General features: G+C 67.7%; 18 protein-coding genes and 5 tRNA genes. 21 read left to right on the top strand and 2 right to left on the bottom strand.

The features are described 5' to 3' along the window. Positions 1-336 precede the first annotated feature (336 nt). Positions 337-3,066, top strand: a complete 2,730-nt coding sequence (gene alaS / locus G6O69_RS03325; RefSeq protein WP_172302077.1) for an alanine--tRNA ligase — start codon at positions 337-339, stop codon at positions 3,064-3,066. Positions 3,067-3,216: 150 nt separating this feature from the next. Beyond that, on the top strand, positions 3,217-4,815 hold the full coding sequence (locus tag G6O69_RS03320) for a hypothetical protein (protein WP_172302076.1): 1,599 nt from the start codon (positions 3,217-3,219) through the stop codon (positions 4,813-4,815). Between the two features lie 78 nt (positions 4,816-4,893). On the opposite strand, the gene G6O69_RS03315 is transcribed toward G6O69_RS03320, so the two are convergent. Beyond that, on the bottom strand, positions 4,894-6,288 hold the full coding sequence (locus G6O69_RS03315) for a glutamate-cysteine ligase family protein (RefSeq protein ID WP_172302075.1): 1,395 nt from the start codon (positions 6,286-6,288) through the stop codon (positions 4,894-4,896). A gap of 344 nt (positions 6,289-6,632) precedes the next feature. On the opposite strand from G6O69_RS03315, the gene G6O69_RS03310 reads away from it, so the two are divergent. From G6O69_RS03310 to G6O69_RS03295, 4 genes are all read left to right on the top strand, one after another. Then, positions 6,633-7,007, top strand: a complete 375-nt coding sequence (locus G6O69_RS03310) for a polymer-forming cytoskeletal protein (RefSeq protein ID WP_172302074.1) — start codon at positions 6,633-6,635, stop codon at positions 7,005-7,007. A gap of 38 nt (positions 7,008-7,045) precedes the next feature. Next, positions 7,046-7,360 carry a polymer-forming cytoskeletal protein gene (locus G6O69_RS03305; RefSeq protein ID WP_172302073.1) on the top strand — a complete coding sequence of 105 codons (315 nt, stop codon included), beginning with the start codon at positions 7,046-7,048 and terminating at the stop codon, positions 7,358-7,360. A gap of 4 nt (positions 7,361-7,364) precedes the next feature. Continuing rightward, on the top strand, positions 7,365-8,093 hold the full coding sequence (locus G6O69_RS03300) for a polymer-forming cytoskeletal protein (RefSeq protein ID WP_172302072.1): 729 nt from the start codon (positions 7,365-7,367) through the stop codon (positions 8,091-8,093). A gap of 220 nt (positions 8,094-8,313) precedes the next feature. Next, on the top strand, positions 8,314-10,026 hold the full coding sequence (locus G6O69_RS03295; protein WP_172302071.1) for a HEAT repeat domain-containing protein: 1,713 nt from the start codon (positions 8,314-8,316) through the stop codon (positions 10,024-10,026). A gap of 75 nt (positions 10,027-10,101) precedes the next feature. Here the strand turns inward: G6O69_RS03295 and G6O69_RS03290 are convergent, their stop codons facing one another. Beyond that, the gene (locus G6O69_RS03290) at positions 10,102-10,659 is read right to left on the bottom strand and encodes a hypothetical protein (RefSeq protein WP_176396600.1); all 558 of its coding nucleotides are present in this window, start codon (positions 10,657-10,659) and stop codon (positions 10,102-10,104) included. Between G6O69_RS03290 and G6O69_RS03285 the strand changes: the two genes are divergently transcribed. The 15 genes from G6O69_RS03285 (at position 10,653) to rpoB (ending at position 22,308) form a co-directional block, all read left to right on the top strand. Beyond that, complete coding sequence (locus tag G6O69_RS03285) at positions 10,653-11,921, top strand: tetratricopeptide repeat protein (RefSeq protein WP_172302069.1); 1,269 nt, start codon at positions 10,653-10,655, stop codon at positions 11,919-11,921. The two genes, G6O69_RS03290 and G6O69_RS03285, sit on opposite strands and share 7 nt — an antisense overlap. Positions 11,922-12,094: 173 nt before the next feature. Continuing rightward, positions 12,095-12,167 (top strand) — tRNA-Thr (locus tag G6O69_RS03280). Between the two features lie 53 nt (positions 12,168-12,220). Next, positions 12,221-12,304, top strand: a tRNA-Tyr gene (locus G6O69_RS03275). Positions 12,305-12,311: 7 nt separating this feature from the next. After that, a tRNA-Gly gene (locus tag G6O69_RS03270) sits at positions 12,312-12,387 on the top strand. 44 nt (positions 12,388-12,431) lie between these two features. Next, a tRNA-Thr gene (locus G6O69_RS03265) sits at positions 12,432-12,507 on the top strand. 70 nt (positions 12,508-12,577) lie between these two features. Beyond that, entirely contained in the window at positions 12,578-13,777 is a 1,200-nt protein-coding gene (gene tuf, locus G6O69_RS03260) for an elongation factor Tu (RefSeq protein WP_172302068.1), read from the top strand. Positions 13,778-13,999: 222 nt separating this feature from the next. Then, the gene (rpmG, locus tag G6O69_RS03255; protein ID WP_172302067.1) at positions 14,000-14,164 is read left to right on the top strand and encodes a 50S ribosomal protein L33; all 165 of its coding nucleotides are present in this window, start codon (positions 14,000-14,002) and stop codon (positions 14,162-14,164) included. A 36-nt stretch (positions 14,165-14,200) separates the two neighbouring features. Continuing rightward, positions 14,201-14,273: transfer RNA gene (locus G6O69_RS03250), tRNA-Trp, on the top strand. 278 nt (positions 14,274-14,551) lie between these two features. Then, a complete protein-coding gene (gene secE, locus G6O69_RS03245; protein ID WP_176396599.1) occupies positions 14,552-14,875 on the top strand; it encodes a preprotein translocase subunit SecE in 324 nt (107 codons plus the stop codon). Positions 14,876-14,904: 29 nt separating this feature from the next. Continuing rightward, positions 14,905-15,468: a transcription termination/antitermination protein NusG gene (nusG, locus tag G6O69_RS03240; protein ID WP_172302065.1), complete on the top strand. Its 564-nt coding sequence runs from the start codon at positions 14,905-14,907 to the stop codon at positions 15,466-15,468. A 71-nt stretch (positions 15,469-15,539) separates the two neighbouring features. Beyond that, positions 15,540-15,959: a 50S ribosomal protein L11 gene (gene rplK / locus G6O69_RS03235; RefSeq protein WP_172302064.1), complete on the top strand. Its 420-nt coding sequence runs from the start codon at positions 15,540-15,542 to the stop codon at positions 15,957-15,959. A gap of 58 nt (positions 15,960-16,017) precedes the next feature. After that, positions 16,018-16,716, top strand: a complete 699-nt coding sequence (gene rplA, locus G6O69_RS03230) for a 50S ribosomal protein L1 (protein WP_172302063.1) — start codon at positions 16,018-16,020, stop codon at positions 16,714-16,716. Positions 16,717-17,001: 285 nt separating this feature from the next. Next, entirely contained in the window at positions 17,002-17,526 is a 525-nt protein-coding gene (gene rplJ, locus G6O69_RS03225; RefSeq protein WP_172302062.1) for a 50S ribosomal protein L10, read from the top strand. A gap of 72 nt (positions 17,527-17,598) precedes the next feature. Next, entirely contained in the window at positions 17,599-17,985 is a 387-nt protein-coding gene (rplL, locus tag G6O69_RS03220) for a 50S ribosomal protein L7/L12 (RefSeq protein WP_172302061.1), read from the top strand. 165 nt (positions 17,986-18,150) lie between these two features. Then, complete coding sequence (gene rpoB, locus G6O69_RS03215; protein WP_172302060.1) at positions 18,151-22,308, top strand: DNA-directed RNA polymerase subunit beta; 4,158 nt, start codon at positions 18,151-18,153, stop codon at positions 22,306-22,308. Positions 22,309-22,320 lie beyond the last annotated feature (12 nt).

Here is a 22,320-nt window from a genome sequence, read left to right as displayed (position 1 = left end):
ACGCTGCTCGCGAGCGCCGCGTGAGCCTCGGCTCGCGCTCGCGGGCAGGGGTTTGCGCCTCTGCCCGCGCTCCTTTGCCTCGCTGCCGCTCTAGGAGCCCGTGGTGAAACCCAACACGACACCTCGCTTGGTCTTTTCGCCGAGGGCTTTGTCGCCAAAACTGGCAGTACGCCCGGTACAGCGGCATTTTGGCTTCGCGCCCTCGGCGAAAATCCCGGCGCGAGGAGCCGGGCTGGGTTCCACCACGGGCTCCTAGAGATCCCTCACGCGTGGCTCCGCGTGCGTGGTCCTGGGCGTGAAGGCAAGGCCGCAGCGCGGCGCTATGCTCTCGCCCCCATGGCTCGCTTCGCCGACGCCCACGAGATCCGCTCGACCTTCCTGCGCTTCTATGAGGAGCGCGGCCACGCCGTGGTGCCCAGCTCGCCCCTGGTGCCTTTCGACGACCCGACGTTGCTCTTCGTCAACGCCGGGATGGTCCAGTTCAAGGACGTGTTCACTGGCCGTGACAAGCGCGACTACAGCCGCGCGACCTCGGCCCAGCGCTGCCTGCGGGCCGGCGGCAAGCACAACGACCTCGACAACGTCGGGTTCACGCCGCGCCACCACACGCTCTTCGAGATGCTCGGCAACTTCTCCTTTGGAGATTACTTCAAGGCCGACGCGATCCGCTGGGCGTGGACTCTGCTCACCGAGGTGCTCGAGATCCCGGCTTCGCGCCTGGTGGTCTCGGTGTTCAACGGCGAGGGCGAGGACGCGCCCTTCGATCAGGAGGCCTTCGATCTGTGGGCCGAGATCATCCCTCGCGAGCGCATCTACGCCTTCGACGCCAAGGAGAACTTCTGGCAGATGGGCGACACCGGCCCCTGCGGGCCGTGTTCGGAGATCCACATCTTCCTCGAGGGCGACGAGGCCCCGCCCGACGCCGGCAAGCCGAAGATGGGCCCGGCCTTCGAGGACCGCCGCTACATGGAGCTGTGGAACCTCGTGTTCATGCAGTACGAGAAGCTGGCCAGCGGCGAGATGAACCGGCTGCCGGCGCCCTCGGTGGACACGGGCGCGGGTCTCGAGCGCCTCGCCGCCGTGCTCGAGGGCGCGCGCAGCAACTACGAGACCTCGCTCTTCCGGCCGATCGTGGATCGGGCCAAGTCCCTCGCCGGCGTGTCCGGCGACCAGGGGGAGCACGAGGCCAGCTTCCGGGTGATCGCCGACCACGCCCGGGCGGCGGCCTTCCTGATCGCCGACGGCGTGACCCCCGAGCAGAGCGGCCGCCCCTACGTGCTGCGCCGGATCATGCGTCGGGCGATCCGCCACGGCTCGCTGGTCGGCCTCGACGAGCTCTTCTTCCACAAGGTCTGCGACGAGGTCGTGCAGCGCTTCTCCGACGCCTACCCCGAGCTGCTCGAGGCCCGCGAGGCCATCGAGGGGGCCGTGCGCATCGAGGAGGAGGGCTTCCGCCGGACCCTCAACCGCGGTCTGCGGCGCGTGTCCAAGATCATCGAGGGCCTCGACGAGGGCGCGAGCGAGTTCCCCGTCGACGAGGCCGCCGATCTCTACACCAGCGCGGGCTTCCCCGTGGACCTCACCCGGGTGATCGCCGAGGAGAACGACCTGCGCCTCGACGAGGCGGCCGTGGCCGAGCGCCTCGAGGCCCTCAAGGGCGACGCGGGCTTCGCCGGCGTCGGGGCCAAGGTCAGCGACGTCTACTTCGAGATCGCCAAGCGCCTGGGCAAGGGCAGCGAGTTCTTGGGCTACGAGGTCGACGAGGGCGAGGGCACGCTGCTGGCCATCGTCGTGCCGGGTGAGGGGGAGGGCGAAGACGCGGCCGAGCTCGTCGAGATCCAGGAGGCCGGCGTCGGCCAGCGCGTCGAGCTGATCTTCGACCGTACGCCCTTCTACGCCGAGAGCGGCGGCCAGGCCGGGGACACCGGCGAGATCCGCTTCGCGCACTCCGACCAGGGCCCGGGCAGCGACGCCCGTCTGCGCGTCGAAGACACCCGCAAGCCCACGGGCGGCCTGCACGTCCACGTGGCTACCGTCGAGCAGGGGGCGATCCGCGTCGGGGACCGCTTCGCCCTGCGGGTCGAGGCCGCGCGCCGCGACGCGATCCGCCGCAACCACTCGGCCACGCACCTGCTCCACCACGCCCTGCGCGCGGAGCTCGGCAAGCACGTGACCCAAAAGGGCTCGCTGGTCGCTCCCGAGCGCCTGCGCTTCGACTTCTCCCACGGTGGGCCGCTGACCCGCGAGGAGACCCGCGAGATCGAGGCGCGGGTCAACGCGATGATCGTCGCCAACGCGCCCTCCGGCACGGCACAGATGAGCCTGCCCGAGGCCAAGGAGGCCGGGGCCATCGGCCTGTTCGGTGAGAAGTATGGGGATCAGGTCCGCGTGGTCACCATCGGCGGCGACTCCGTCGAGCTGTGCGGGGGCACCCACGTGCGCCGAGCGGGCGATATCGGGCTGTTCAAGATCATCGCGGAGGGCGGCGTCGCCCAGGGCGTGCGCCGTATCGAGGCCGTGACCGGTCTCGGGGCGCTGCGCTGGGTTCAGGACACCGCCGCGGTGCTCGAGGACGTGGGCGCAGAGCTCCACGCGCGCGACCAGGCCGACGTCATGGTCCGCCTCGGCAAGCTGCAAGAGGAGCTCGCCGACAAGCGCCGCGAGGTCGACTCGCTCAAGCGCAAGCTGACCACCGGCGGGGCCGCGGCGGGCAAGGGCGACGAGGTCGTGGAGGTCTCCGGGGTCAAGCTGATCGCTCGGCGCGTGCCCGTGGCCGACCCCAAGATCATGCGCGAGGCCGCCGACACCCTGCGGGATCGCATGGGCTCCGGCGTGGTCGTGCTCGCGGGTGAGCGCGACGGCAAGGCCAACTTGCTGGTCGCAGCCACCAAGGACCTCGCGGGCAAGACCGTGCACGCGGGCAAGCTCGCCGCGGCCTTGATCACCCACGTGGACGGTCGCGGCGGTGGTCGTCCCGATATGGCGCAGGCGGGTGGGCCCAAGGTCGCTGGCCTGGACGAGCTGATCGCGGCCGCTCCGGCCTCGCTCCAGGCTCAGCTGGGTTGAGCCTTGGCCTGAGGCCTGGCCTGAGTCCTGGGTTGAGCCCTGCGACGGCTCGTCTCCGCGAGCGCCCACGTGCCTCCAGGTCGGGAGCGCGTGGGCAGGCAGGCAGGTCCGCACGGGCAGGGGGGCGGATCTCCGTGCTATCTTCTCGCCATGGAGCTCGCCGAGTTGCTCGAGCGTGAAGGCCTGGAAGGCGAGGATCTGCTGTCCTGGGCGCGATCGCGGGCAGAACAGCTGATCACCGAACTCGCGGAAGACGACCCCCTGCGCGCCCTCCTGGAGGGAAGCTCGGTCTCGGCGGAGACGCTCGCGGCCCTGTCTGCGCCCGCTGAACAGGTGTTGACCGCGTCCGAGGAGGGCAGCCCGGTCACCATGGTCGAGGACAGCGAGAGCTCGACGGCCTTCGAGGTGGTGGGGGTCGAGCTCGATGAAGATGAAGGTGAAGACGAAGACGCGCCACGGGGGCGTCGCCGCGAGCCCTCGATGCCCCAACCCACGAGCGCGGACGAGCTCCCGCCGCCGCCCGAGCACACCGGCCTGGCCGAGGGCGAGCCCGAGCCCCAGCTCGAGACCGTCGACACGGGGCCCATCGATCTCGGCTCGCCCGAGGCGGAGCAGCTGATCGCAGAGACCATCTCGTCGTCATCGGGCGCGACCGAGACCGCCGGCTTTGCGGCCAGCGACGAACTCGACGCCGAGGAGGCGCCGGCCGGGCTCGAGCGGGAGCAGCCGCCGACGCTCGAACTCGAGGACGCGGCAGAGGAGCCAGAGAGCTTCGAAGGCAGGGCTGAAGAGCCGCCGGCGCTGGGGATGGAGGAGCCGCCCGCGAGCTTGGAGGTCGGCGGGGAAGAGCCGTCGGCGAGCTTGGATGTTGGCGAAGAAGAGCCGCCGGCGCTGGGGATGGAAGACGCGCCGGCGAGCTTGGAGGTCGGCGAAGAAGAGCCGCCGGCGCTGGGGATGGAAGACGCGCCGGCGAGCTTGGAGGTTGGCGAAGAAGAGCCGCCGGCGCTGGGGATGGAAGAGCCGCCGGCGCTGGGGATGGAAGACGCGCCCGCGAGCTTGGAGGTCGGCGAAGAAGAACCGCCCGCGCTCGGGATGGAGGAGCCGCCCGCGAGCTTGGAGGTCGGCGAAGAAGAACCGCCCGCGCTCGGGATGGAGGGGATGGAGGAGCCGTCGGCGAGCTTGGAGGCTGGCGAAGAAGAGCCGCCCGCGCTGGGGATGGAGGGGATGGAAGACGAGTTTGCGAGCCTGGAGGCAGGCGGAGACGAGGAGCCGCCGCCCGCGCTGGGGATGGAGGGGATGGAAGACGAGTTTGCGAGCCTGGAGGCGGCCGGAGACGGGGAGCCGCCGCCGGAGAGCCTGTCGGCCGCTAGCGAGGAGCCGCCGGCGCTCGAGGTCGAAGACGCGCCGGCCGAGCAGGAAGCCGCGGAGGCGCCTTTGCGCGAGGACGCGCCCGTCAGCGAGGACGAGGCGCCCGCGCAGGCCGAGGGGGAGGAGTTCGAGGAGCTCGACCTCGAGGAGTTCGAGGAGCTCGATCTCGAGGAGTTCGAAGAGCTCGAGGAAGAGGCGAGCGACGATGAGGCCAACCCTCCACGTCCGCCCGGAGGCGCTCCGCCGCCGCCCCCCGGAGGCGCGCCGCCGCCTCCTCCTGGCGGCGCGGCGTCATCCGAGGGGGATGACGAGGAGGGGAAGGACGAAGACGAGGACGACGACGAAGACGACGACGAATTCGACATGAGCTTCGACGAGTGAGCGGCGCGAGAGGGCCCGCGCGCGCGGCCCCTCTCGACCTTCGCGTCGAGATCGAGTCGAGCTAGGAGCCCGTGGCTCCTAGAACTCGGCGCCAGCGAAGCGGAACTGGCGAGCCAGCTGCTTGCGCCCCTCGGCGCCGCGCCCAGGGTTCTCGCCGAGGGTGGCGAGCGCGTCTCCGGCCGGGGTCGCCCCGCGCTCGACCTGAGCGTCGAGGGCGTCGAGGAAGCGGGCCTCGGTGCGGTCCTTGCTGTCGCGGACGTCGAGGCGATCGAGGCCAGCGCGGGCGAGGGCGAGCAGGGCCTTGCACTTGGCCAGGACCTCGGGGTCGCACAGGCCGTGGGTCCGGGCGCGGCGCCACAGATCCATGCGCGCCGCGAAGTCGAGGTCGCGGACGAGCTCCCAGGCGCCGTCGCGGGCGTCGTCGTCGTACATCAGGCCCTTGCACAGGGCCGGCAGGGCGCAGACGGTGCGCGAGCCGACCGAGTCCGCGCCGCGGATCTCGATGAAGGGCTTGAGCCGGACCTCGGGGAAGAGGGTGCTCAGGTGCAGCTCCCAGTCGGCCTGGGTGGCCCGGTGCACGGTGCCCTGGCCGTCGCGGAAGCCCTCGGCCAAGAAGCGCCTGAAGGGCACGTGATAGGGGTTGTAGCGGCCCTCGCGGCGGACGAAGAACATCGGCACGTCGAGGGCCCAGTCGACGTAGCGCTGCCAGCTGAACGCGCCCTCGAACACGAAGGGCAGCAGCCCGCAGCGATCGGGGTCGACGTGCTCCCAGACCTGCGAGCGAAGCGATCGCACGCCGGCGGCCTCGCCCTCGCGGTAGGGCGAGTTGGCGAAGAGCGCGGTGATCAGCGAGGAGACCCCGAGCATCAGCCGCAGCCGGCGACCGCACTGGGCCTCGTCCTTGTAGTCGAAGTTGGCCTGCACGGTGCAGGTCCGCAGCATCATGTCGAGGGCCATGTCGCCGCGCGTGGGCAGGTAGGCGCGCATCACCTCGTAGCGGCCCTTGGGCATGAGGTCGATCTCGTCCCGGGTCGCAAAGGGGTGGAAGCCGCAGGCCAGCCAGGACACGCCCATGGGCTCGGCCACGGCGGTCAGCTCTTCGTAGTGCGTCGTGAACTCGGCGCAGGTGTGGTGGACCGTGGGCAGGGGCGCGCCGCTGAGCTCGAACTGGCCGCCGGGCTCCAAGGTGATCGAGGCGCCGTCGCGCTCGAGGGCGATGAGCTCACCACCGACGCCGCGGTCCCTGGACTCGCGCCAGCCAAAGCGATCGCGCAGACCCTCGAGGGTCGGGAGCACGTGCTCGCGGTAGCGGACGGGCGCGGGCGTGCCCTGGTCGTCGAGGTAGAGCCCGAACTTCTCCTGCTCGGTGCCGATCAGGTGGCCGTCGGCTCGCTTGGCTCGCTCGAACCAACGCACGAGCTCATCGCTGCTCTCGATCTCGGTCGCGTCACCTCGCCAGGTCGGGGCGCTCACGAGCGGGCTCCGAGCTGGGAGAGACGAAGGCCGGTGCAGTTCGGGCGAGGCTTGTGATGCATGAGAGGTTTCAGGCCTGTCGCGGGGCTGGTACGGGTCGCCGGGCGAGCCGTTACCGGGCGGTCTTTTACACCCTAGCCCGAAGCCGGCCCAGCGGCCGGTCCAGGTGCGTGAGCGGCTCGCGCGAACCCGCGGGATCCCAGCTCACGAGGCATACGAGAGGTGGTGTAGAAGGGGGTGGTGAGCCCTTGTCACACCTCGATCACGGGGTACGGCTCTCCTTGACCCTGTGGGGGCGCGGGGTTAGCCTGCGTCGGCTCGAACGTCGGGCACCGAGGCTTTCAATGGCACTTCCCACTGCTCCGGACGCTCCCTGCGTCATCGGCAATCAGATCCTCATTCGCGGCACGCTCGTCGGCGAGGAGGACCTCGTCGTCGAGGGCCGCATCGAGGGCGCGATCACGCTCGCGGGTCATCTCACCGTGGCCGAGGCCGGCGTCATCGAGGCCAACCTCGACGTCGACAGCGTCGAGGTTCGCGGCGAGGTCATCGGCGACATCGTCGCTGCTCGCTCGATCACGATCCACCAGGGCGCGCGCGTCCAAGGTAACGTCCGCGCACCGCGGGTCATCGTCAATGACGGCGCGCAGTTCCGCGGCGGCATCGAGATGAAGGTCGACCTCCCCGAAGACCTCGCCAAGGCCCTCAGCCGCGGCTGAACAACCTCCAACCTCGCAATCCAGCAAAGACCTCCCCCATGGCCAACACTGTCATAGGCAGCACCATCGTCATCGACGGCGAGATCTCTGGCGAAGAGGATCTGACGATCTTCGGCACCGTCAAGGGTCAGATCAGCCTCCGCGAGAACATCGTCGTCGAGCGCGAAGGCGTCGTCGAAGCCAACGTCGAGACCGCCACCATCACCGTGCACGGCTCGGTGACCGGCGACATCCACGCCACCGATCGCGCCGAGCTGCGGGCCGACTGCCGCGTCGTCGGCGACATCCACGCGCCGCGAATCCTCATTGCTGACGGAGCCTCGTTCAAGGGCAACGTCGACATGGATGGCTGACGCGATGGCGACACCGCGTACAGGCACCGAAGAGGGCGTCGAGGAGACCGTCGTCGGTCCGGCGATCGCCGTCCGGGGTCGCGTCGAGGGCGAGGAAGATCTCCGCGTCGAGGGCCGGGTCGAGGGATCGATCTCCCTGACCGAGACGCTCTACGTCGAGCCCGAGGGTGTCGTGCTCGCCGAGGTCGAAGCCCGCGACGTGGTCGTCTCGGGCATCGTGATCGGCGACGTCACGGCCAGCAACAGCATCACCCTCAACAAGGGCGCCAAGCTCGTGGGCAACGTCCGCGCGCCCCGCTTGATCATCGCCGACGGGGCCTCCTTCCGCGGTGACGTGACCATGGGCGCCGACGATCAGGCCCCCGCGCCCTCGCGGACCCGGGCCACGGCCACCGTGCCCCGAGGTGCCATCTCCGGCTCCTCCACGCGCACGCGCGGACGTGCGGTCAGCGGCAGCCTCGAGGCCCGTCGCACCCCGCCGGCGCGCCCGACCGCGAGCACCTCGTCGACGCCCGCTCCCCGGGCCGCCGCACCGGCACGCGCCGCGGCGCCGCAGCGTCGCAGCGCCGACGAGGACGACGTGACCGTGGTCATCAAGCACGCCGCCCTGCGCAAGGGTGAGGCGCCGCCCGAGGAGGAGGACGAGGGCAACGCTCGTCGCCGCCGGGCCAAGAAGTCCGCGCGCATGCCCGCTCGAGGCCGGCGCAAGGCCGGTCGTCGCGGCAAGGACTGAGCCGCGGCTCGCTGAAAAAACCCGCAACCGGCCTCGTCGGTTGCGGGTTTTTTCATGGCCTAGGAGCCCGTGGTGGGTTTCACCACGGGCTCCTAGGGCCGACTCGCCGGTGAGTGCAGATGAGTGTTCACCAACGTTTGTGAACTCGGGCCGACCGACGCTGAATGGCGCCCGAAGCGGAAAAAAGCTGTTACCATCCGACCCGACTCGAGGTCAGTCCATGCGCAAGTTCGTGTTCCAGTCCCTCCTCGCCGCTACGCTCGCGGTCTCCGTCTCGACCACCGTGGGCTGCAATAAGGGCGACCCCAACGCCCTGGAGACCCAGGTCAAGAAGCTCGACGAAGAGGAGTCCCGCTCCGAGGGCTTCCAGCAGCTCGAGCGTATCGTCTCGGGCATCGTCACCAACCCCGAGGACCCCCGGCGCCAAGAGTTCGCCGAGAAGGTCCTGCCCAAGTTCGAAGAGATCTGGGACAGCGCCGAACCCTACCGCGAGCAGATGCTGACCATGGCCCTGCAGATAGAGCGGCCCGAGGCCGCTGGGATCTGGAAGAAGGCCATCATCGTCGACGGCAGCGCCGAGGCGCACAAGCAGGCGATCATCGCCTTCCAGGGCATCCGCGCCGCCAACGCGACGGAGCTCGGAGGCCCCATCGCCGAGCAGTTCAAGGCGCTCAACGAGAGCCCCGGCAAGGACATGGGCGCCGGCCAAGAGGGCGCGCTGCGCTACGAGATGGCCAAGACCCTCGGTGAGCTCAAGGCCAGCGAGGGCGTCGACGTGCTGATCGAGACGCTCGAGATCCCCGAAGAGACCATGGGCGAGGCCAAGCCCGTCTACAAGGCGGCGATCGACGCCCTCGGGCAGATCGGGGATCCCAAGGCCGTCGACGCGCTGATCACCGTGCAGTTCGCCGTCGCCGACGCGCCGGGGACCCAGTCGATCGGCGAGCGCGGCGTCCGTGCGCTGGGGGCCATCGGCGAGCCCGCCGTGCCCAAGCTGCTCGAGACCGTCGAGGGCAAGAACGAGAAGGTCAACAAGCTCGCCGTCGAGAAGGGCGCCGACGTGACCTCCGTGCAGGCCACTGCGGTGCGCACCCTGGGCGTGATCGGGTCCAAGACCGCCGCCGAGGCGGTGATCGCCTACATGCCTCAGCGCGACTGCGGCGAGGAGCCCGAGGAGATCGAGGACGAGGACGAGCTCGGCCAGATGGCGCTGCTGCGCCAGGTCGCCGCCAACGCCCTCGGCCAGATGCGCGCCGAGTCTGCCGTGCCTGCGCTGTGCTCCTGCCGCGACGCGACCCACGATCCCGGCGACACCTGGGTGGTGGTCTCGGCCCTCGGCCGGATCGCCTCCCCGGAGGCCTTCGAGTGCCTCGAGACCGTGGTCAGCGAGGGCTACTACGACCCCGAGATCATGGGCGCCTCGGACCTCAAGTACACCCTGCGCTGGGAGGCCGCGCGCTGGATGATCATCGCCGCGGCGCCGGACAATGTCGCCGACGTCAAGGCCGTCATCGAGGGCAACGACCCCAAGGTCAAAGAAGAGGTCGAGAAGCTCGGCTGGATGAAGGGCCTGGCCGTGGTCGAGGAGTGCAAGGACGACAAGGACTGCTACGGCAAGGTCCTCGCCGACACCACCCGCGACTGGTTCGAGCGCGAGGTCGCGGCCTTCAACTTCGCCCGCCGCTCCGAGCCCGGCGACACCGAGGCCGCCGTCCAGCTGGCCAAGGCCTTCAAGACCCGCGATCCCTCGGCGCGGGTGAACATCGCCTGGCTGACCGCCTCGGTCGCCGGCGACGAGCCCTGCCCCGAGTGCGCCGCCGAGCTCGAGAAGGTCATGAAGTCCGAGGAGCTCACCAAGGACAGGCTCATGCAGGGCGCCTGGCTGACCGCGCGCCAGAGCATCGCCAAGGTCGGCGGCGGCAGCGAGGACTGAGCCCCAGGCGTCCGCGCTCCACACGATCACGAAAGAGGAGGCCCCGAGGGGTCTCCTCTCTTCGTTTCGAAGCCCTCAGAGATCTCGCGTGCGCTCGACGACCGGGCGGATGTGTGGGGGATGCTCTTCGTCCCCGTCTCCAGCCTTCGCGTTGGTCTCGGCGCCAGCCTCGGCGTTGGCTGGGGCCGGGCCGGGCTCGCTCACGTAGATCTGGCGCAGGCGCTCGACGGGCGAGATCCCGAGCATGTCGAGCCTGCGCTCATAGCGCTCGATGCTCAGGGTGTCGACCTTGGCGTCGCGCGCCCGGCTGAGCGCTGCCCTGGCCGCGAGGGCGGCCTCTTCGGCCTCGCGCACGCGCCGATCCAGCCGCGCCTCGGCCCCGAGAAATTCGCTGGCCTGCGGTCCGCCCACCCAGCCGTGGACGACGGGCTCGGCCTGGCTCGCGGCCTGCTTGGGAGAGAGCAGCGCGCCAAACACCCCCGCCGCGATGGCCACGCCCGCGAGGACGCCGAGCGCCGTCGCCAGGCGAAGGCCCGAGCTGAGCTCCAAGGAGCGTGAGAAGCGGGGCAGGCCGCCAGGCACGCGGAGATCATAGACGAGGAAGCAGGAACATCGAAGGTCCGACCATGTCATCCTCCGCCGTGGTGCACCGCTCGCTGGTAAAGACGACGCTCACCGCGGCCTTGGGGATCTGCCTGGGGGCTGGTCTCGCGGGCTGCGCGACAACTGGAGGGGCGGGGGCAGGGGAGGGGCCGGAAGGCGCGAACCCTTCGGCAGCTCGCTCGCCGCAGCCGGCCCAGACCGAGGCCGCTGGCGAGCAGGGAGATCCCGCCGCCTGGCTCGCCGCCGCTGAACAGGCCCTCGATGGAGATCGCCCCGCTCGCGCGGCCGCGCTCTTTGCCCGCTACCTCGGTGAGGACGCCCGCGCCGAGGGGGCGCGCCAGGCCTATCTCGGCCTCGCCCGCGCCCACGAGCAGCTCGGCGACTTCGAGGCGGCGATCCGCGCCTACGAGGGCTTCTTGGCCAACTTCCCGGAGGATCCGCAGGCCGTGGAGGTGCTCTCGCGGCGGGGCGCCTGCGAGGCAGAGATCTCGTCTTGGGAGCGATCTGCCGCGTCCTTCGCCGAGGTGCTCACACGCGGGGGCGAGGCCCTCTTGCCCAGTGAGCGGGTCGAGGCCCTCGCGCGCCAAGGCTACGCGCTCTTCGAACTCGAGCGCTTCGACGCGGCCGAGGCCGTCCTCGCCCAGGCCGACGCGATCTACAAGGAGGCGACCGAGAGCGGCGAGGAGCGCTTTCAAGACACCTACTTCGTCGCCATGGCGCGCTTCTACCAGGCCGGGATCCTGCACGTGCGCTTTCGTCAGTCGCCGATCCGCCTGCCCGAGGCCCAGATGGCCAAGGACTTCGAGGCCAAGCTCGCGCTGCTGGAGCGCGCCCACGAGGCCTACAACGAGGTCATCCGCGCTCGCCACGTGTTTTGGGTCTCGGCCGCCGGCTATCAGCTGGGCTCGCTCTTCGAGGAGTTCTACGACTCGGTGATGTACGCGCCCATGCCCGACTGGCTCGACGAGAGTCAGCGCCGGATCTACTACGCCGAGCTCGAAGAGCAGCTGCGCCCGGTGGTCGAGAAGGCCGTGTGGGTGTTCGAGAAGAACCTCGAGACCGCGCGCAAGCTCGGCTACGACAACGACTTCATCGCGCGCAGCGAGGAGCGCCTCGCCTCGCTCCAGTCGATCATGCTCGGCCGCGACGAGCGCCAAGGTCCCGTCCCGCGACTCGCGCCCCAGCGCGGCGGTGGGGCGGCCCGAGGCACGGGGGAGCAGCTGGCGATCAGCGGAGAAGATCTCCCGGCGATCGAGCGAGAGCTCTTCGTGCCCCTGCCGACCACGCTCTGAGCGCCCAAAATCCGCGAGAGAGCCGAGGGCCCGAGAAAACAGTGAGTTTTTCCTCGCTGGAGACCCTCCCCAGTGGCCCACAGCTCGTCTTGACCCCTGTCAGAACGGACGCTATACACCGCCTCCACTTCGGCCTCTTGGCCAGGGAGATCAGGAGCTTTCTCAAACAGCACGCTGGCGTAGCTCAACTGGCAGAGCACCTGATTTGTAATCAGGCGGTTGCGGGTTCGACTCCCACCGCCAGCTCTCAGTCCAAACAGTCGAGCAGCTCAAGAGCAAGCAGCGCTACCGCTACATACGGATGGGTGCCCGAGTCGGCCAAAGGGAGCGGACTGTAAATCCGCCGCGTTTACGCTTCGAAGGTTCGAATCCTTCCCCATCCATCGACCCGCGGGAGTAGCTCAGTTGGTAGAGCGTCAGCCTTCCAAGCTGAATGTCGCGAGTTCGACCCTCGTCTCCCGCTCCATTTTTTCGTACACAGCAAACCTCAGGCGGCCCACGCGTCGTCATGCCCTTGTAGCTCAGTTGGTAGAGCGCATCCTTGGTAAGGATGAGGTCAGCGGTTCGAATCCGCTCAAGGGCTCCACCTTTCCAAAGTCAGCCCCCACGGGCGCCTCGCCGCCCCCAGCAAGCCCCAAGCAAGCGGAGTAAGAGCCATGTCCAAAGAAAAATTCGTTCGCGAGAAGCCCCACGTGAACATCGGGACCATCGGTCACGTGGACCACGGCAAGACCACGCTGACGGCTGCCATCACCAAGGTGTTGGGGCTGCGTGGCTGGGCCGAGAAGGTCGACTTCGAGAACATCGACAAGGCGCCGGAGGAGCGCGAGCGCGGCATCACGATCTCGACGGCGCACGTCGAGTACAACTCGGAGATCCGCCACTACGCGCACGTCGACTGCCCCGGGCACGCCGACTACATCAAGAACATGATCACGGGCGCGGCGCAGATGGACGGCGCGATCCTGGTCGTGTCGGCGCCCGACGGCCCGATGCCTCAGACGCGCGAGCACATCCTGCTCGGCCGCCAGGTCGGAATCCCGGCGATCGTGGTCTTCCTGAACAAGGTGGACCAGCTCGACGAGGAGGACGAGGAGATGCTCGAGCTCGTCGAGGTCGAGGTCCAGGAGCTGCTGAGCAAGTACGAGTACCCCGGCGACGACACGCCGATCATTCGTGGCTCGGCGCTGAAGGCCCTTCAGTCGGACACCTGGGAAGCCGACGACGCGAAGTGCATCTTCGAGCTGATCAAGGCGTGCGACGAGTGGATCCCGGAGCCGACGCGCGACCTGGACAAGCCCTTCCTGATGCCGATCGAGGACGTGTTCACGATCTCGGGTCGCGGCACGGTGGTGACGGGTCGCATCGAGCGCGGGATCGTGAAGGTGGGCGAGGAGATCGAGATCATCGGTCTGCGCGACACCCAGAAGACCACGTGCACGGGCGTGGAGATGTTCCGCAAGCTGCTCGACCAGGGCCAGGCTGGCGACAACGTCGGCTGCCTGCTGCGCGGCGTGAAGCGTGAGGACGTGGAGCGCGGGCAGGTGCTTGCGAAGCCGGGGTCGATCACGCCGCACACGACCTTCAAGGCTGAGGTGTACATCCTGAAGAAGGAAGAGGGTGGTCGTCACACGCCCTTCTTCAAGGGTTACAAGCCGCAGTTCTACTTCCGTACGACGGACGTGACCGGCTCGGTGGAGCTGGCCGAGGGCACGGAGATGGTGATGCCTGGCGACAACGTGAGCTTCACGGTGACGCTTGGTAAGACGATCGCGTGCGAGAAGGGGTCGAAGTTCGCCATCCGCGAGGGTGGGCGTACCGTCGGCGCCGGCGTCGTCACCGAAATCATCGAGTAGTCTTCGCCTCCATGAAGAGCGCGGCGTCCTTGGGCGCCGCGTTTTTCTTGGGCTAGCGAGCTCGGCGCTTCGCTTCGGCGCCAAGTTCGCCTTTCCTCGCCCTCGGGTGTGAGTCGTCACTCACCGTCGCGGACGAGGGCCATCCCAAAAAACCATCCCTGAAGCTTGAATGCTGGAACGGGGCTTGCTACAAGCCTCCCTCCCCGCAGCCGAGGACGTCTCATGGCCAAAGCTGGAAACCGAATCATCTTCTCGCTCGAGTGCCAGGTGTGCAAGCGCCGCAACTACTCGAGCACCAAGAACAAGCGCACCACCCCCGAGAAGGTCAAGCTCCAGAAGTACTGTCACTTCTGCCGCCGACATACGGAGCACAAGGAGACCAAGTAGCGGCCTCTCCTGGGACCGTCTCTCTCGAGACCCCATAGGGCGTTAGCTCAGCTGGTAGAGCAGCGGACTCCAAATCCGCAGGCCGCGGGTTCGATCCCTGCACGCCCTGCTTCTTTTCCCCTGTCACGAATTCATTCGCCGACCATGATCAACGAGCCGCCCACGTCGGAGCCGCCAGGCACCGAGCCGTGCGCGGCTCGATCCCCATCCAGGGGTTGATTGCGCCCTGCGGGTCAGATCCGCAGCGAGCGATGCCATCTTCCCCCCGGAGTCACCCTCGAAATGGCCCGAGCACGCAAACGCAAAAAGCAAGGCGGTCCGCAGGAGTTCGACGCTTCTCGCTGGACCCACGCGGTTTTCGCGATCTTCGCGGGTATCGCGGCCTGGATGTTCAGCCACATGGCGGAGGACGTCTGGGGGTGGGCATGGGCCACGTGGCCGGCTCAGATCCCTCGGCCCAACGAGAACTGGGCCCAAGGTGTCGGTGTCATCATCGGCATCGCCCTCATCGTTTGGGCCTGGTCCCGCGAGCGCTACTTCGACTTCATCTCCCAGGTGGTCGTCGAGGTCTCGCAGATCATCTGGCCAACGCGCGCCGAGACCCGCGCGGCGACCATCGTGGTCGTCATCATCACTCTCATCTGCTCGGGCATCCTCGCGTTCATGGATACCTTTTGGCTCCGCGTGACCGATTGGCTCTACGCGCTGTGATGCCGAGCTCAGACACCGCCTCAACTGCCATGTCGACCGAAGCCCAGACCGACCTCCCGATGCAATGGTTCATCGTGAACACCTTCTCGGGCTACGAAAACACGGTCAAGAAGTCGCTCGAGGACCGTATCAAGGCCAACGAGCTCGAGGAGTGCTTCGAGGACATCCTCGTGCCCTCGGAGCAGGTCGTCGAGCAGCGCGGCAAGCGGCAGGTCAAGCAGACCCGTAAGTTCTTCCCAGGCTACATCTTTGTCCGCATGCAGCTGACGAAGGAAGCCTGGCACCTCGTCAAGAACACCCCCAAGGTCAGTGGCTTTCTGTCCAGCGGCAAGACCCCCAAGCCGGTCTCGCAGCGCGAGATGGACAGGATGCTCGGTCGCACCGAGTCCAAGCCGGTGGCCGAGGAGGTCCTGCCCGACGTGAATTACGACGTCGGCCAGCACGTCCGCGTCAAGAGCGGGGCCTTCGCCAACTTCTCCGGCGAGGTCGAGGAAGTGAACACGGACAAGCGCAAGATCAAGCTCTCGGTTTCGATCTTCGGCCGGCCCACCCGGGTCGAGGTCGACTTCAACGAGGTCGAGCCAGCGAGCTGAGCAGAGTCAACCCCAGACCCGGCGCTCGCTGAACAGCGGTCGCCGGAGTCACGCACACGAGATTTCGAGCCATGAAAAAGGTCACCGGGCAAATCAAGCTTCAGATCAAGGCAGGCCAGGCCAACCCGGCCCCGCCCATCGGCCCCGCGCTGGGCGCCAGGGGCGTGAACATCATGGACTTCTGCAAGCAGTTCAACGCGAAGACGCAGAAGGACCAGGGGATGGTCATCCCGGTGGTGATCACGGTCTACTCCGACCGTTCGTTCACCTTCGTGACCAAGAGCCCGCCGGCCGCCGTGCTGCTGCTCAAGGCCGCCGGCAAGGACAAGGGCTCTGGCGAGCCCAACAAGACCAAGGTCGGCAAGGTGTCGCAGGACGACATCCGCAAGATCGCCGAGACCAAGATCGAGGACATGAACGCCTTCACCGTGGAGCAAGCGATGCGCAGCATCGAGGGCACCGCGCGTTCGATGGGCCTCGAAGTCGTCTGAAACCAACCACTTAGCCGGGGGAGGGGACAACCCGCCAGCACCCCGGGGAGAACGAAGCATGGGTAAGAAGTACGAGGAAGCGCGGTCGAAGCTCGACCGTGACAAGCGCTACAGCCTGCAAGAGGGCTGCGAGCTCGTTAAGGTGGTCGCGCCGGCCAAGTTCGACGAGACCGTCGAGTGCGCCGCGCGCCTGGGGGTCAACCCCCGTCACGCCGACCAGATGATCCGCTCGTCGGTCTCGCTGCCCCACGGCACCGGCAAGACCGTGCGCGTGCTGGTCTTCGCCAAGGGCGACCGCGCGACGCAGGCCAAGGACGCCGGCGCCGACTTCGTCGGGTCGGACGAGATCGTCACCCAGATCCAAGAGGGCTGGCTCGACTTCGACGTCGCCATCGCCACCCCGGACATGATGGGCCTCGTCGGCCGCCTCGGCCGCATCCTCGGACCGCGCAACCTGATGCCGAACCCCAAGGTCGGCACCGTGACGATGGACGTCGCCACCGCCGTCCGCGAGCGCAAGGCTGGTCGGATCGAGTTCCGCACCGAGCGCACCGGCATCATCCACGCGCCCATCGGCAAGGTCAGCTTCGAGGCTGACGCCCTGCGCGAGAACCTCGAGGCTTTCCTGCGCACCCTCCAGCGCCTCAAGCCCTCGACCGCCAAGGGCAAGTACTTCAAGAGCGTCTCTCTGGCCTCGACCATGGGTCCCGGCATCCGCCTGGATACCAACGAGGTTCAGGCGATGGTCACCGACTAACCCTCAACCCCAACCTGGAATCGAAGACCCAAGGAGGCCGAAACACCGCAAGGTAATCGACCCACGCGCCCCCGAACTCCTTCATTCGGGGGACTCCTGCTCGAGACCGTCGGCGGTCCCCATGTGGACCTCAAATGCGCAAGCAGCCGGCCTAGGTAGGGAGAGGACTCGAAGGGCATCCAGCCGGGCCGCCGACAACGCAGGCGCCTGGTGCAGCTGCCGGCGACCTCTTCGACCACCCAGGTCCAAGCGGCACCGGCTCGAGAGCGGGCAGGGAGAACCAACATGGAAAAATCCGTCAAACACGCCCAATCCGCCGCGCTCCGTGAGCAGATCGAGGACCTCACGGCCCTCGTGCTCATCGAGTACGACCGCCTCACCGTCGCGGAGTCCGAGGATCTTCGTGGCAAGTTCCGCGAGGCGGGCTGCACCTACCGCGTCTACAAGAACTCCATCGTTCGCTACGCGATCGCTGGAACCACCCACGAGCCCATCACCCCCTACCTCAAGGGCGTGACTGGCTTGGCCTACAACGAAGACGACCCCGGCGCTCCCGCTCGGGTCGCGCGTGACTACGCCAAAGACAACGACAAGCTCCGGTTCAAGGCCGGCGTGGTCGACGGCGATGTCGTTGGTCCCGAAGCGGTCGGCAAGCTCGCCGACATGCCTGGGCCGCGCGAGATCAAGGCCAAGCTGCTGATGCTGTTCAAGACTCCGGCCACCCGCATGGTTCAAGTCATGCAGGCCGCGCCGCGAGACTTCCTCCGCGTGCTCAACGCCAAGAAGAAGAAGGACGAAGAGGCCGCCTGAGCCCGTCGCCCTTCCGACCCACCAAACTGGCCCCTGCGGCCCAAAAACGGTTTCCCAAGAAAGAAAAGAACAATGTCCGAGAACGTTACCCGTGAGCAGGTCATCGATTTCCTCAGCAACCTTTCGGTCATGGCCATGGCCGACCTCGTCAAAGAGCTCGAGGACAAGTGGGGCGTCGAGGCGGCTGCCGGCGGCGCCGTCATGATGGCGGGCCCCGCCGCCGACGCCGGCCCGGCCGAAGAGAAGACCGAGTTCGACGTGATCCTCGCCTCCTTCGGCGAGAAGAAGATCAACGTGATCAAGGCCATCCGCGCCGTGATCCCCGGCCTCGGTCTCAAGGAGGCCAAGACCCTCGTCGAGGGCGCTCCCTGCCCCGTCAAGGAGGCCGTCTCGAAGGACGAGGCCGAGGAGCTCAAGAAGACCCTCGAAGAGGCCGGCGCGACCGTCGAGGTCAAGTAGGCCGACCGAGCGGTCGCGCCTGTGTTCTCCGTGGATGGGGACCACAGGCGCGACCGATGCGTAATTGCAAGGGCGACCACGGTCGCCCACCGTCCCCGTCCACAAACCCACAACTGAATTACCCGCACGGGGCGGTCACAGACCGACAGCACGCGAGGAGACCGGATGGCGCGAATCCAGAACAACTTCAGGGTCCGAAAAAACTTCGGGAAGCTCAAGAAGATCATCGAGGTCCCCAACCTCATCGACATCCAGAAGCGCTCCTACGACAAGCTGCTTCAAGCCGATGTGCCCCCTGACGAGCGCGATCAGGTCGGGCTCCAGGCGGTGTTCTCGTCCGTGTTCCCGATCAAGGACTTCGGCGAGACCTCGTCCCTCGAGTTCGTCAGCTACGCCCTCGACCGGCCCAAGTACGACGTCGACGAGTGCCGCGCCCGCGGCATGACCTTCGCGGCGCCGATCAAGGTCGTCGTTCGCCTGGTGGTCTGGGACGTCGACGACGACACCAACACCCAGTCGATCCGCGACGTCAAGGAGCAGGAGGTCTACTTCGGTGAGATCCCGCTGATGACGGAGCACGGCACCTTCATCATCAACGGCACCGAGCGCGTCGTCGTCTCGCAGCTGCACCGCTCGCCCGGCGTGTTCTTCGACCACGACCGCGGCAAGACCCACGCCTCGGGCAAGAAGCTGTTCAGCGCCCGCGTGATCCCCTACCGCGGCAGCTGGCTCGACTTCGAGTTCGACCACAAGGACTTCGTCTACGTTCGTATCGATCGCCGGCGGAAGCTCCACGCCACCGTGCTCTTGCGAGCCCTGGGTTACTCCACCCAGGAGCTCCTCGACATGTACTACGACAAGGAGACCATCCACCTGACCGAGGGTGGCTCCTTTGCCCGCGAGATCGACTACGACCTGATCGCCGGCCAGCGCTCGACGCAGGAGATCCGTGACCCGGAGACCAACGAGGTCCTGGTCAAGAAGGGCAAGAAGCTCAACAAGATCCTGATCAAGCGCATGCGCAACGCGGGGCTCTCGCAGATCCCCGTGGAGGGCGACGAGCTCGTGGGCAAGGTCGCCGCCGAGGACGTCTTCGACGAGGAGACCGGCGAGGTCCTGCTCAACTGCAACGAAGAGATCACGGAGGATGTGCTCAACTCCCTCAAGGACGCGGGCATCTCGTCGTTCCGGATCCTCTTCATCGACGACTTCAACGTCGGCTCCTTCCTGCGCGACACGTTGATCGCCGACAAGCTGACCTCGTCCGAGGACGCGATCATGGAGATCTACCGGCGCCTTCGCCCCGGTGATCCGCCCACCCTCGAGACCGCGCGCAACCTGTTCGAGTCGCTCTTCTTCCGCGCCGACCGCTACGACCTGTCGACCGTCGGCCGCCTGAAGCTCAACCACAAGTTCGGCATCGACGAGGACCTCGAGACCAAGGTCCTGACCAAGCGCGACATCATCGAGACGGTCCGCTACCTGATCGAGCTGCGCAACGGTCGCGGCAAGATCGACGACATCGACCACCTCGGCAACCGCCGCGTCCGCGCGGTCGGTGAGCTCATGGAGAACCAGTACCGCATCGGTCTGGTTCGCATGGAGCGGGCCATCAAGGAGCGCATGAGCATGTCCCAGGAGATGGACGCGCTCATGCCCGCCGACCTGATCAACGCCAAGCCCGTGTCGGCCGTGGTCAAGGAGTACTTCGCCAGCTCGCAGCTGTCGCAGTTCATGGACCAGACCAACCCGCTGAGCGAGGTCACCCACAAGCGCCGGCTCTCGGCCCTCGGCCCCGGCGGCCTGACCCGCGAGCGGGCTGGCTTCGAGGTCCGCGACGTCCACCCGACGCACTACGGCCGCATCTGCCCGATCGAGACGCCGGAAGGTCCGAACATCGGCCTGATCGCGTCGCTCTCGACCTACGCGCGGATCAACGAGTTCGGCTTCATCGAGACGCCCTACCGCTCCGTCGAGGGCGGCCAGGCGACCACCGAGGTCGCCTACTACAGCGCGCTCCAGGAGCAGGGCCACTACATCGCCCAGGCCAACGCGCCCATGGACGATGACAGCCGCTACACCGGCGAGACCGTCCAGTGCCGCCACAACGAGGAGTTCGAGATGGTCTCCCCGGCGGAGGTCACGCTGATGGACGTCTCGCCCAACCAGCTGGTCTCCGTCGCCGCCTCGCTGGTGCCCTTCCTCGAGCACGATGACGCCAACCGCGCGCTCATGGGCTCGAACATGCAGCGCCAGGCGGTCCCCTGCCTGCGCACCGACGCGCCGCTGGTCGGCACCGGGATGGAGACCCACGTCGCCCGCGACTCGGGCTCCACGGTCGTCGCCCAGCGCGACGGCATCGTCGAGCAGGTCGACGGCGCGCGCATCGTCGTCAAGCCGGTCTCGAGCCGCGAAGAGGATCGCAGCATCCTCGGCGCCAAGCCCGACATCTACAACCTGGTCAAGTTCAGGCGCAGCAACCAGAACACCGCGCTGAACCAAAAGCCGATCGTCAACGTCGGCGACCGGGTCAAGTCTGGCGACGTGATCGCCGACGGCGCGGCGACGGAGCGCGGCGAGCTCGCCCTCGGGCAGAACCTGCTCGTCGCCTTCATGCCCTGGCAGGGCTACAACTTCGAGGACTCGATCCTGGTCTCCGAGCGGCTGATCCGCGAGGACGTCTACACGACGATCCACATCGAGGAGTTCGAGTGCGTCGCCCGCGACACCAAGCTCGGCAAGGAGGAGATCACCCGCGACATCCCGAACGTGGGTGAAGAGGCCCTCAAGAACCTCGACGACGCGGGCATCGTCCGCATCGGCGCCGAGGTCCACGCCGGCGACATCCTGGTCGGCAAGATCACCCCGAAGGGCGAGACCCAGCTCTCCCCCGAGGAGAAGCTGCTGCGGGCGATCTTCGGCGAGAAGGCCGGCGACGTGCGCGACACCTCGCTGCGCCTGCCCCCGGGCGTCTCGGGCATCATCATCGACGCCCGCGTGTTCGCTCGCAAGGGCGTCGACAAGGACATCCGCGCCCAGCAGATCGAGGACGCGGAGCGCGAGAAGCTCAGCCAGGATCACGGCGACAACGTCGCGATCGTCTCGACCGGCTACTACAACCGGATCAAGGACGTGCTGATCGGCAAGACCACCGCCGCCAAGTTGGTCGATGACCAGGGCGCGGTGCTCGTCGAGTCCGGCGTCGTGCTCGACGCTGGGGCGATCGAGGGCGTGGCCCGCAAGTACTGGCCGCAGTTCTCGCTGACCACCGCCGAGGACACGGAGCTGGTCGAGGCCCTCGGCCGCCGCCTCGAGAAGGATCTCGACGAGATCGAGACCATCTACCGCGAGAAGCTCGCCAAGCTCACCAAGGGCGACGAGCTCCCGCCGGGCGTGATCAAGATGGTCAAGGTCTACGTGGCCATCAAGCGCAAGCTCCAGGTCGGCGACAAGATGGCCGGCCGCCACGGCAACAAGGGCGTGATCTCGCGGATCCTGCCCACCGAGGACCTGCCTTACCTCGAGGACGGCACCCCGGTGGACATCGTCCTCAACCCCCTCGGCGTGCCCTCGCGCATGAACGTCGGCCAGATCCTCGAGGTTCACCTCGGGTGGGCGGCCCGCGAGCTCGGCAACCAGATCAACGCCTACATGGAGACCAACTTCTCCGCGGAGGTGCTGCGCGCCCAGCTCAAGAAGATCTACGAGACCGATGACGCCAACCGCTTCATCGACTCGCTGCCCGACGAGGACGTGATCCGCTTCGCCGACAAGCTGCGCCGCGGCATCCACGTGGCGACGCCGGTCTTCGACGGCGCGTTCGAGACCGAGGTCAAGGGCTTCCTGGGCAAGGCCGGGCTGCCCGACTCCGGCCAGGCCATCCTCTTCGACGGCCGCACCGGCGAGGCCTTCGAGGAGGACGTGACCGTGGGCATCATGTACATGCTCAAGCTCCACCACCTCGTGGACGACAAGATCCACGCGCGGAGCATCGGTCCTTACTCGCTGGTCACCCAGCAGCCCCTCGGCGGCAAGGCCCAGTTCGGTGGCCAGCGCCTGGGCGAGATGGAGGTCTGGGCCCTCGAGGCCTACGGGGCCGCCTACGCCCTCCAGGAGCTGCTCACGGTCAAGTCTGACGACGTCGTCGGCCGCATGCGGATGTACGAGTCGATCGTCAAGGGCCAGCCGACCATGCAGCCTGGCGTGCCCGAGTCCTTCAACGTGTTGTTGAAGGAGCTCCAGGCGCTTTGCCTCGACGTCGAGCTCATCAACGTCGACGACCCCAACCTTCGTAATCGCTCCTCGCTCTCGGCCGCCGAGTAGCCCAGCCGTCCC

Source organism: Pseudenhygromyxa sp. WMMC2535, assembly GCF_011083025.2.
This window is presented reverse-complemented; position numbering and strand designations above follow the sequence as displayed.